Annotated in this window: 11 protein-coding genes; 8 read left to right on the top strand and 3 right to left on the bottom strand. The window is 36.8% G+C overall.

Going from position 1 to position 12,237, the window contains the following annotated elements:
• The first annotated feature begins 15 nt into the window (after positions 1–15).
• The 8 genes from IPM56_06845 (at position 16) to IPM56_06810 (ending at position 8,732) form a co-directional block, all read left to right on the top strand.
• Positions 16–609: a hypothetical protein gene (locus tag IPM56_06845; protein QQS37663.1), complete on the top strand. Its 594-nt coding sequence runs from the start codon at positions 16–18 to the stop codon at positions 607–609.
• A gap of 9 nt (positions 610–618) precedes the next feature.
• Positions 619–1,545, top strand: a complete 927-nt coding sequence (gene pilM / locus IPM56_06840) for a pilus assembly protein PilM (protein ID QQS37662.1) — start codon at positions 619–621, stop codon at positions 1,543–1,545.
• A 24-nt stretch (positions 1,546–1,569) separates the two neighbouring features.
• Positions 1,570–2,127: a 16S rRNA (guanine(966)-N(2))-methyltransferase RsmD gene (gene rsmD / locus IPM56_06835; protein QQS37661.1), complete on the top strand. Its 558-nt coding sequence runs from the start codon at positions 1,570–1,572 to the stop codon at positions 2,125–2,127.
• Positions 2,097–4,220, top strand: a complete 2,124-nt coding sequence (locus IPM56_06830; GenBank protein ID QQS37660.1) for a T9SS type A sorting domain-containing protein — start codon at positions 2,097–2,099, stop codon at positions 4,218–4,220. The genes rsmD and IPM56_06830 overlap by 31 nt, the downstream gene beginning before the upstream one ends.
• A gap of 215 nt (positions 4,221–4,435) precedes the next feature.
• Complete coding sequence (locus IPM56_06825) at positions 4,436–6,055, top strand: choice-of-anchor B family protein (protein ID QQS37659.1); 1,620 nt, start codon at positions 4,436–4,438, stop codon at positions 6,053–6,055.
• An 11-nt stretch (positions 6,056–6,066) separates the two neighbouring features.
• Positions 6,067–7,554: a hypothetical protein gene (locus tag IPM56_06820; GenBank protein QQS37658.1), complete on the top strand. Its 1,488-nt coding sequence runs from the start codon at positions 6,067–6,069 to the stop codon at positions 7,552–7,554.
• A 57-nt stretch (positions 7,555–7,611) separates the two neighbouring features.
• Complete coding sequence (coaD, locus tag IPM56_06815; protein ID QQS37657.1) at positions 7,612–8,091, top strand: pantetheine-phosphate adenylyltransferase; 480 nt, start codon at positions 7,612–7,614, stop codon at positions 8,089–8,091.
• Between the two features lie 59 nt (positions 8,092–8,150).
• Complete coding sequence (locus tag IPM56_06810) at positions 8,151–8,732, top strand: TIGR00730 family Rossman fold protein (GenBank protein ID QQS37656.1); 582 nt, start codon at positions 8,151–8,153, stop codon at positions 8,730–8,732.
• On the opposite strand, the gene IPM56_06805 is transcribed toward IPM56_06810, so the two are convergent.
• The 3 genes from IPM56_06805 to fusA all read right to left on the bottom strand — a co-directional run bounded on the left by IPM56_06805 (position 8,733) and on the right by fusA (position 12,198).
• Entirely contained in the window at positions 8,733–9,476 is a 744-nt protein-coding gene (locus IPM56_06805; protein ID QQS37655.1) for a hypothetical protein, read from the bottom strand.
• 82 nt (positions 9,477–9,558) lie between these two features.
• Complete coding sequence (locus tag IPM56_06800; protein QQS37654.1) at positions 9,559–10,065, bottom strand: HIT domain-containing protein; 507 nt, start codon at positions 10,063–10,065, stop codon at positions 9,559–9,561.
• A gap of 39 nt (positions 10,066–10,104) precedes the next feature.
• Positions 10,105–12,198: an elongation factor G gene (gene fusA / locus IPM56_06795; GenBank protein ID QQS37653.1), complete on the bottom strand. Its 2,094-nt coding sequence runs from the start codon at positions 12,196–12,198 to the stop codon at positions 10,105–10,107.
• Positions 12,199–12,237: the final 39 nt, after the last annotated feature.

Genomic DNA, 12,237 nt, shown 5'->3' with positions numbered 1-12,237 from the left:
AGTTCCGGAGGAAAGATGACTACTAAGTCCGAACCGTGGTATATTCATGCGGGTTTGTATGCAGTAATAGTTATACTGATTTTTTTATTAGTTAAAATTGCAATCCTTGATCCAAAAGAAATCGTACAATCAGAAAAATATAACAGGACTGAATCAAGATTAAGAATGAAAAATCTTATTGAAGCACAGATCCTGTGGCAGAAAAAATACGGCACATTTACAGATAAACTTGACAGCCTTGTTGCTTTTGTTAAATACGACCCGATGGTTGATAGTGTTAGAAAAGCTGTTGATACAGTGCGTGTTGGTGCGGATTCATTTTTTGTAAGGTCATCCGATCCGTTCAAAACATTAATCAATTTAAATTTCGGTAAGGTTGATTTTAATATCGACAGTATAACCCATACTCCAAAATCAGGAAGAATGTATATCGTTCAGTTAGATACAACCACTAATGTTGATACGGTAGTAAACCAGCGCGGAAAATTATTAAGGGTTGATTCCTCAATCGTAATTGGTTCAACATATTATATTGAAGATCCTGATGGTTATGGAACAGTTGGGGATACAAAAAATCCAGCTTTAAAAAATACTGCTTCCTGGGATTAGAATAACAGGATGAATGGATTTGAAAACCGTATCGGTATATCAGTTTCTTCAGTCAGACTTCAACTTGTTGAATTAAGTTTTTCTGATAACCGTTACTACGTTTCAAATTTTGATGAAGCGTACTATTCTGAACCATTAAACTTTTCAAAAGAAAAAACTACAAAGTTGAGCGCCCTACTACAGGGCGCTTTCAACGAAATCCTGATCAGAAAACCCTTAAAAAGCAAAACAGTTTCTTTCAGCCTGCCGCTTGATTTATTTTATCTTTTACAAGTGCCGGTGGATAATTCATTGCTTCATTCAGAATTGTCTGATGATTTAAAGTGGCAGCTTTCAGTCGCTTATCCCTTTTTAAACATTGATGAACTGTCGGTTAATTTTATTGAAATACCATCAAATACATTTTGTGATCTGAACACAGCGCTCGTTGCAGCAATAGATAGAAAATATATCGGGATTATAAATTCATTTTGTTCACTCAATAAATTAAATCTGAAGTATGTAGATAACATACATTTCGCAAGCGAGCGAACGTTATCTTCAATCACGAAAGATGAGAACAACGAACTTGTTTTGAGTATATATATATCAAACTCTAACCTGTCAATGTTGTTTACGCACAAAGGCAATATCATCGCTTTCCGTTATTTACCTTTTGAATCTATAAGTGATGCAGCAAGACTGATAAATGAAGAAATCAGTAATAATAATCTGCTTAGACTAAAACCATCGGACATCAGTTCTGTGTACATCTTTGGTGATGATATAACAGATGGGTTTGTTAACTCTCTTTCGGAATCAACAAAATTAATTCTTAACAAGATAAACCCGTTTACAAACTTTCACATTGAAAATAATTCCCCGGGGTTAATTTATCAGCGTGAGAGATATAACTCTTTTGCTTCTGCGGCTGGAATAGCTTACAGAACAGCCTGATCACAATACTTAAATTCTTTACCTATGCGAATGCGAATTATCTCCGGTGAATTCAAGGGGAGATTTATAAAAGTCCCGCAATCTGATAAAATCAGACCGACAACCGACAGGGTACGTGAGACTCTATTCAACCTACTTTCTAACAGGCTTGATTTTACGAATATCAGGGCGCTTGATTTATATGCCGGTTCAGGTTCACTTGGTATTGAATGTATCAGCCGAGGCGCAAGTGAAGTGCATTTTGTTGAAAGAGACAGGTTCATCTATTCAAATCTTGAAGAAAACATTTCGTCGCTTTCGATTAAAGACAGATGTTCTGTTTATAACATGGAAGTTTTAAGTTTTGTAAATAAACTGGTTACAGTGAAATATGATTTGATTCTTGCTGATCCCCCGTTTTTCAAAGATGATATTTATAAAGTTGTTGAAGCAATATTAAATAATAACTACCTTACTGATGAGGGACTGCTTATAATAGAACGTTCTATCCAGACTCAAGAAGAAGATTTTTTACATTTTAATATTGAACCATTTAAAATCATTGGTGACGCTTGTCTGTACCAGATAAAAAGTACAAAATAAAATTTTTTATTCTGTTTGTGGTTTTTCCCTTCTTACAGATTTTCCCGCAGCCGTTTAACAGGGAGATTACATCAATCCCATTTTCAGATTCAAACGGAATAATATCTAATACATTCTCAGGCGGAATTAATAATCCTGAATTTTTCTTTATTGATATTGATAATGATGATGACTATGACATAATTTTTATGGATAGCGACGGAACTTCAGGCTGGTATAAAAATAATGGTAGTAAATTTAATCCGCTCTTTGAGTTTACGACTGACATAATACCAGGTGCGCATTTTAATGGATGGTTTTATTTAGTTGACATAGACAATGACGGTGATGCCGATCTGTTTACGGGTGGAGCGACCAACTATATTGACTTTTACAGGAACACAGGGAATGTATCTTCTCCTTTTTATGAACTTGAAATCGATACTCTAAAAGATAATGATGATGAATTTATGTTTAGTGAATTCGGCTGCAACCCTTTGTTTGCCGATGTTGATAACGACAATGACTATGATTTTATAACAGGCACTTCTGCTGGTAAGCTTACTTATTATGAAAATGTTGGTTCTCCGACAAATTTCATATTTGAGTTCATCACTGACTTTTGGCAGAACATCTTAATTATTTCAACTGACGGAAATGATAATTTACACGGTGCAAGCTCATTAGATTTTGCTGACATAGACGATGATGGTGATCTCGATTTATTCTGGGGCGATTTCTTCAGTCCGAGTGTTTATTTCCTGCATAATACAGGTACACCGGAAACTCCGAATCTTCAGGTAGAACTTTATAGATATCCACCAAATGCAGATAGTGTTTTTACAAGTGGTTTTAACATGCCAAGATTTGTAGATATTGACGCAGACGATGATCTTGATATGTTCGTATCAGTACTTTATGATCCTACAGTCCCCCAGTCATTAATTTTTTATGAGAATGCCGGGACTGTTACAAATCCTCTGTTCATACGTTTGACAAATAACTTTTTAAAAACACTCGACACCGGGAACCAGAGTGTTCCTGTTTTTTATGATATTGATGATGACGGAGATAAAGACCTGTTTATTGGAACAGCAAATAACCCTGATGGTTCAATCTATTATTTTGTTAATAACGGTTCCGTATCTGCGCCTGAGTATTTGCTGGTTGATTCAGCATACTTCGGTATAACAGGTGAACTATCATTAGCGCCAACTTTTGGGGACATAGATGATGACGGTGACGCTGATCTGGTTGTCGGAAATTTTGATGGCACCTTATCGCTTTTCAGAAATACAGGTTCAGCAGCATCAGCTCAGTTTGTGTTTGAATCGTTAATCCAGAATAACTCCGGTATAAACATAGATGCAGGCGTTTATGCCCGACCAGTATTGATCGATTTTGATCTTGACGGAGACCTTGACCTTGTTCTTGGCAGGTTTAACGGACAAATAAATTATTATCGGAATGTCGGAAGTCAATCAAACTATTCATTTGAACTCGTTAGTGATTTTTTTGGTGGGATAGATGTAGGCGACAATAGCACACCTTTTATTGCAGATTATGATAACGATAATGATTTTGATTTATTTACAGGCGATCGATCCGGTCAGATTATTCATTACAGAAATGATGGCAGCAATTCGGCACCAAACTGGTCATTGGTCACAAACGAATTTATTGTTCAGAACTTTGGCTCAGAGACAGCACCTGTTTTATGTGACATCGACAATGACACTGACCCCGATTTATTTGTTGGAAATGTAAAAGGTGGTTTATATTTTTACAGAAATTCATTAGTATCAGATATAAATGACGACCCGCAAAATCCTGTTGATTTTGAAATAACAATTTCTTCATTCCCAAATCCGTTTAATGATCAAACCAATATAGATGTCATTATTCCGAAAGCTGGATACACTATTATCAATGTATACAATCTGTTAGGCGAAAAAATTTTAACTTTGAATCAATCTTACTTAAGCAAAGGAAAGCAAAGCTATAAATGGTCAGGCAGGGATTGGTTAGGTAAGGAACTGGCATCAGGTGGATATATAGTGGTTGTCAGCAATAGTGGAAAAATACGATCACATAAATTGCTGCTGCTCAAATAGTATCCTATGTTAATAAAAATTTATTAGGAACATCACTACATATCATTTAATTTATGTTGGTTCAAGCATGAGAATATTGTTCATAGTTCTGAGGATAGATTTTTCTGGTGACAACTTGTTACCAGGTTTATATATTGTGCTTAATGAATCTTGTTCCTTTCTACAGACCGTTAAAAAGACTCAAATAAAATAATTTAAATTTATAGTGAGGTATTATGTATAGGTTTATTCTGTTCATTATTTGCGTTTCAACAACAATTAATTTCGCACAAATGAATGTGGATTTAGTTGGTCAGCGTAACCAGTATCCATCAGTAGGTTACAATGACATCTGGGGTTATGTTGATCCTTCAGGAAATGAATACGCATTATTGGGTGTACAAAGCGGTACATCAATAATCAGTCTGGTAAATCCTCAAAACCCGGTTGAAGTTGCATTTATTCCCGGACCTAATTCACTCTGGCGTGATATAAAAACTCACTCGCACTATGCTTACGTTGTAACCGAAGGAACCAGTTCAGGAACCGGAATGCAGGTAATAGACCTTTCACAGTTACCCGTAACAGCAACACTCGTTCATACTTTCAGCACAACTTTCACAAGTGCGCACAACATTTTTATTGACGATGGCTATGCTTATGTAATCGGTACCAATTCAGGTGGTATGCATATTATTGATCTATCCAATCCCACCGCACCTGTTCAGGTCGGGTATTACGGCGGAAGTGGTTATGTTCATGATGTTTATGCCTGGGAGGATACAGTTGTAGTTTGTGCAGGAAGTTCGCAAAGATATGCTTTCATTAATGTAAGTAATAAAAGTAATCCTGTAATGATATCACAAAGTTCGATGCTTCCGGGAATTTATTCACATAGCGGCTGGATGACCGAAGATAAAAATTATTTTATCGGCTGTGAGGAGTTTGATACAAGGGATGTGACTGTCTGGGATGTTTCCGACAGAACTTCATGGGATCTTGTTGTAAATCAGTGGCAGATGACAAATCCAACTCCGCAGATTGATGACCCTGTTCATAATCTATTTGTCAAAGGAAACTTTGCACATATTTCTTATTACAAACATGGATATGTAGTTCTTGATATTTCAAATCCTTTATCTCCGCAGTTGGCAGGAAATTATGATACGTATCCGGGTTCGAATGGAGTTTATGCCGGTGCGTGGGGTTGTTATCCATATCTGCCATCGGGAAATATTTTAATATCTGATATGCAGACCGGTTTGTGGGTCTTTGACTTTTTATTGGATGGTACTACTCCGGTTGAACTTGAATCTTTTTCAGCATCTGTTGCACTTAACGAGATAAATCTAACATGGGCAACAGCTTCTGAATTAAATAATCAGGGATTCAACATTGAACGAAGTAATGACAATGTTAATTGGGTTAAAATAGGTTTTGTTGAAGGAGCCGGAACAAGTTCAGAAAAAAATACTTATACTTTTTCAGATAGATCGCCGATTGAAGCAAAATCATTTTACAGACTAACTCAAATTGATTACGATGGGACAAAACATTTTTCACAAAGTATTGAAGTAGTTTTTTATTCAGTCAATAATTTTTCACTAAAGCAGAATTACCCGAACCCGTTCAATCCTTCGACAAAGATCGCGTTTACACTGCTTAACGATGACTTTACAAATCTATCTATTTACAACGTACTTGGCGAAAAGGTAAAAGAAATTGTCAATGAGCAATTATCTGCCGGCAGTTATGAATTTAATTTTGATGCTGTTGATCTTCCAAGCGGACTTTACATCGCAAATTTAAAATCCGGTTCAGATCTTAAATCGATTAAAATGAATTTACTCAAATAGGACTTATACAAATGAGATTTACTAATGCTGTAATTGTCTTATTGACCGGAGTATTTTTAACCTCTTGTACTCAAGATTCGGTCCAACCCTCACACCCTGTTAATGAATCGAATAACGGTTTTGAATCTTATGCAGTAGCTGAAATATTTGCAGTTAACTGTACCGAATCAGAATGTCACGGAGGTAGTGAACCGCAACATGCTCTATCACTTGAAAACTGGAATGGATTGGTTCATGGTTCTTTCGGAAGACCTACAAGCGACAGCTCTCATCACCATAAATTTTCAAAAACTTATCATGGCGAAACCCCTTATGGTGGTGGACCGGTAATTCCTTTCAATGCTGATAAGAGTTTGTTATACCGACTTATAATTGGAGATGTTCAAGATCATTCTCTTTCTATGCCTTATGGAAAATCTAAAATACCTCAATCACAAATAGATGTTATTAAAGATTGGATTAACAGAGGCGCGAAAAGTAACTCAGGAGAAATTCCATACACTCACAGTGATAAGAAAATTTATTTATGTGCACAGGGCAGTGATGAGGTGTACATAGTTGATCCTGACCATAAAGCAGTTTCAGGAATTATTGATGTCGATTTTTTGAAAAGTGTAAATGATCAGCCTCACAATATTCAGATAAAGAACGGTTATGTATATGTAACTTTGATCACAACCGGAAGATTTATTAAATACGATTTAAATACTCATGAGATGTCAGGATTTGTTGAAGGACTTGAAGCTCCGGGAATGATAAATATAAGCCCTGACGGAAAAAAAGCTTATGTTTCAAAATCATCAACGGCACCGGGCGACTATAACATTATTTATGTAGTTGACACACAAACTATGACAAGGGAAGCTGATATTGTTTTGCCAGTGTTTGGATTACCTCACGCGATTGCACTTAGCAATGATGGATCAACCCTTTATGTAGCGAATATGACCAAAGACAGAATTTCAATTATGAATACTGTAACCGGTGATCCTATCAGTGACATTGTACTTTCATCCGGCTCAGCATTGGTTCACGAACCCATGCACATTTACCTCTCGCCTGATAATCAGTACTTGTACGTTAATTGCCGCAAATCCAGTAAGATGTTGATTATCGAAACTCAGACCAATACTGTGGTAAAGGAATTCGATATAAAGGAACATCCGATGCAGGCTGCAATCTCATCTGATGGTAATAAAATTTTTGTTGTTTCTCATCATGATCCTTACATAACAGAAATTACGAAATCGGGAACCTCCTGGACAATTACAAATGAATTTGAAAGTCCTTTGTTCCACCATCTTTATGGTGCAGACCTTTCGGGCGATGACAGATATTTATACGTCACCTGTTCAAACAGTACTGATGATTTCAAATCAAGGTACCAAAATTCTGGACAAACTCGCGCCGCACTGCTTTGTATTTATGATACACAAACACATGAGATAGTCAGGGTACTGGATACAGGTAGTTATGCAACAGGTATAGCCGCACGTTGACAAACTAATTATCGGGCAAATGATTTTTTTTGCCCGTTTTTTTTATAGTTTTGTTCTATGAAAAAGGTAATTTATCCAGGAACATTTGACCCGGTCACATTCGGTCACATTGACATTATACAACGTGCCCGTGATTTGTTCGATTCCGTTGTAGTGACTGTCGCTATAAACCCCACTAAGACTCCCCTTTTCAGCGTCGAAGAGCGAGTAAGTATGCTTAAAGAAAGCCTTAAAGAATACAACAATATTTCTGTCGATTCATTCGATGGCCTTGTTGTCGATCATGCACACCAGGTTGGAGCCACAGGAATAATTCGTGGTTTAAGAGCTGTGAGCGACTTCGAATATGAATTTCAGATGGCTTTAATGAACAGGAAACTCGCGAGCGACATTGCTACTATTTTTTTAATGCCACATGAAAAATATACTTATCTAAATTCATCGATAGTCAGAAACCTGGCTGGGCTGCAAAGTGATGTGAGTGAATTTGTACCTCCCATTGTAAATGAAGCATTGATAAAAAAGTTCATGAAATAACCCGCTCAATTTCAATTTTAAAAATACTTTCAAGTTGATTTAAACCAGAGAGATTGATAATGACAAAATCTGTTTGTGTATTTTGTGCCTCAAGCAGCAGGATAGATATCCAGTTCCTTAATACTGCATATCGGTGCGGAGAAGTGATTGCATCAGCCGGGTTAAAACTCATTTACGGCGGCGGTGCAAAAGGATCGATGGGTTACGTTGCAAATGGCGCAATCTCAAAAGGCGGGCACGTAACAGGAATTATTCCTCAGTTTATGATTGACCTGGAATGGGCACACAAAGGATTGAAAGAACTTATAATTGTTGAGACAATGGCTGAGCGAAAATCCCGGATGCTTCAACTCTCGGACGCAGTTCTGGTTTTACCCGGCGGCTCAGGTACTTTGGAGGAATTATTTGAAACAATTAGTTTGAAGCGACTGGGTATGTATTTAAAACCGATTATCATCCTCAATGAAAAAAAGTTCTATGACCCGCTTAAGAGTCTGTTAGAAGGAACCGTAAAAGAAAAGTTTATGGATAAAAAACATTTAGATATGTGGGACTTTATTTCGGGACCTGATGAGATTATAGACGCAATAAATCGCGCAGTTAAATGGGACGAGGATGCAATTAAATTTGCCGCAGTTTAATCAGTCATAATATTTATAGATATACTGTATAACAGAAATTTTTTCACCATTATCATCCTGCTTGATTTCTTCAACAAGATTACCTTTTACATCATACCTTAATTGATATCTATAATCATCACCGCCAATAAACGAAAAACTATTCGCCTCAATCTTCTGTCCGGATGAATTATAACTATACTCTATTTCGAACTCTTTGCTGCCATCTGAATTAAACCAGGATTCCTTTAATAACTTTCCTGTCTTATCATACTCATACTTGTAATATTTTTCTATCTGCCCTGAAACATTTGTTCTGTTGACTCTTACTTTCAATCCCCTCTTATCATATTCATATAAAAATATTTTTTGCAAACGGTTTTGAAGATCATATCTTTTTGAAGAAAGTCTTGTACCTGAACTATCATATTCATAGGCAAAAAGATTTTCTTCACTGCCATCAGAATTATAATTTATTGTCTCTGATAAAAAACCATTCTCATCATACGTTAATGTAGCAAGTTTTAACGGCGACCCAGTATTGCCATCTGCATCAAACTGAAATTCAAGCTTATCAATACTTTTTATTTGATTCTCTTTGATATGTAATCTCTCTTCGGTTTCCGGATTGCGAAACTCAATTTCAGATTTCACTTCGCTGGATTTTACTACTTCTTTTTCCTTCACCGTTTCATTAACAGAAGCAGAACATCCCCAAAAATATAACACAATGGCAATAGCAATAAATTTTTGTACTACATTCATAAGCTTATAATAAATAGTTGTAACAATTCTAATACTAAAAGAATTGAACATCAAGGTAATGTTTTGGTTTGATGATTTAGAGTTATCTCGTTGTTAGCTTTTTGTAAGCTTCAAGCAATTTATTTTTGGTTACCAGAAGGTCCTGTGAGATGACTTTGACCTCACCAAGCACGGGCATAAAATTAGTATCTCCACTCCATCTTGGAACAATATGAAAGTGAATATGATCCGCTATTCCCGCACCGCTTACACGTCCTAGGTTCGCGCCTAAATTAAAGCCGTCCGGACTATATATTTCCTTCAAAGCTTTTTGTGCAAGTTGAAGTTCATTCATAATTTCTAAGTTCTCATCATCGTTTAGTTCTATCATTGAATCTAAATGACGAATGGGTACAACCATTAGATGCCCGTTGTTGTAAGGATAAAGATTGAGAACTGTAAAAGTAAGTTTATTTTTCCGTACCAGAAGATTTTCAACAGATGCGACTTCCTTATCCTTCATTTCACAAAAGATACAGCCTTCTGTTTTTTCTGCCGAACTAAATGAATCAATATATTGAGAGCGCCAGGGTGACCAGAGTTTTTCCATTTTGCCTCATAAAAAAGGCGGGTATAACCCGCCTGATAATCAATGTCCTTCTTCTCTTGATTTTTTGTATTCCTCAGTGATCTTTTGTTCAACTTCTTTCGGTACTTCTTCATAATAAGCGAATTTTCTTTTATGAGCACCGCGTCCCTGAGTCAAGCTGCGAAGCTGAGAAGAATACTTATAAAGTTCAGCCAGCGGAACATTGGCTTTGATAATCTGAAAATGACCGTCACTATCCATCCCTAATATTTTTCCGCGGCGACTTGAAATATCTCCCATTACATCGCCCATATATTCTTCAGGCACTGTAACTTCAATTTCATAAATCGGTTCCAGCAGACATGGTTTACATTCAAGAAAACCTTTTTTGAAACCCTGAGATGCAGCAAGCTTAAACGACATTTCATCAGAGTCAACGTTGTGATAAGTTCCATCGAACAGAGTTACTTTAACATCAACAACCTGGTTGCCTGATAGCACACCTTTCTGCATTGTGTCGATAATACCCTTTTCAACTGCGGGAATAAATCTTCCCGGAACAACACCTCCGACTATCGCATCAACAAATTCAAATCCTTTACCCCTCGGCAGTGGTTCCATCTTAAAATGAACATGACCATACTGACCTCGACCGCCTGATTGTTTTTTATGCTTATATTCGATGTCTTCAGCACGACCTTTTATTGTCTCTCTATAAGGTACTCTTGGTTCAACGAGGTCGACCTCAACACCATATCTTTCTTTCAGTCTTTTGATTGCTAAACCAAGCTGAAGTTCTCCCTGACCTGAAATAATTGTTTGTGATAGTTCAGGATCGAACGCTACATTGAAAGATGGATCTTCTTCATGTAGAGTATGAAGTCCGGACGCAATCTTATCTTCATCACCTTTTGCTTTAGGCTGAATTGCTCCTCTTATAACCGGATCCGGAAAATCTATAGGCTTTATCACAACAGATAAATTTTTTGAACTCAAAGTGTTGTTTGTATGCGTATCCTTTAACTTTACAACAGCACCAAGATCACCGGCAACCAGTTGCGGAGCCTCTTTCCTGTTGTGTCCATTTAGAATGGACAACTGGCTCAATCTCTCTGTTTTACCGTTCGTTTGATTTACCATATCCAAACCTGTAGCAACTTTGCCGGAAAAAACTTTAAAGAGTGATAGTTCACCGACGTGCTGCTCAGAAATAGTTTTAAACACAAACAGAACGGGTTCTCCGTTTATTTCAGGTTTAACAAGAACTTTTTTATCGGAATCACGAATCGAAGACTCTTCTCCGCCTCGATCTAAAGGTGACGGAAAATATTTGGAAACGAAATCAAGAAAGTTATTCATCCCGATACCTTTAGTTGCAGAAACCGCAAAGACCGGGGTGAGATTTCTTTTCATCAGAGCTAGTTTGAGTCCGGTTTCAAGATCCTCATTACTTAGCGTACCTTCTTCGAAATATTTATTCATTAATTCTTCAGTAGTTTCTGCAACTTTTTCTACCAGTTCCGTCCTGTAGGCTTCAGCATCAGATTTTACATCTGCAGGTATTTCTAATTCAGTAACTTTTTTAGATCCAACAGTATCAAATTGAAAAGCTTTCATCCTAACAACATCAATTATTGTATTGAAGTTAATACCTTCATTTGCCGGAAATGTTACGATAATCGCGCCGGATGATAATCGTTCTTTAGCCTGTTGCTCAGTCTCTTTGAATCTCGAATGTTCATTATCAACTTTGTTTATTATTATCGCGGAAGGTAAACCATATTCATTTACAAATTTACCGGTATTCTCAGATCCTACTTCAACACCTTCTGCCGATTTAAGTACCATAACTGCAGTATCACAAACTCTCATTGCAGATTTCACATCACCGATAAAATCAGTGTAACCAGGAGTATCGAGTATGTTTATCTTGGTATTATTCCACTCAAGGTGCATTAACGCGGTAGAGATTGATATTTGTTTTTCAATTTCGTTAGGGCTGTAATCAGAAACTGTGTTGCCTTCTGCTATGCTGCCTATTCTGTTGATTTCGCCTGCTGTGTAGAGTAAAATTTCGGAAAGTGATGTCTTACCGCTCCCTCCATGACCGATAAGTGCAATATTCCTTACTGAGTCTGCTCCATATTCCTTCAATTGAGTTCCTCCTAATATACAAAGGTGAGATAGAAATGA

It is taken from the genome of Ignavibacteriales bacterium (assembly GCA_016700155.1).
Lineage (GTDB): Bacteria > Bacteroidota > Ignavibacteria > Ignavibacteriales > Ignavibacteriaceae.
Note: the sequence above shows the minus strand (reverse complement) of the source record. Positions and strands in the feature narration are given on the sequence as shown.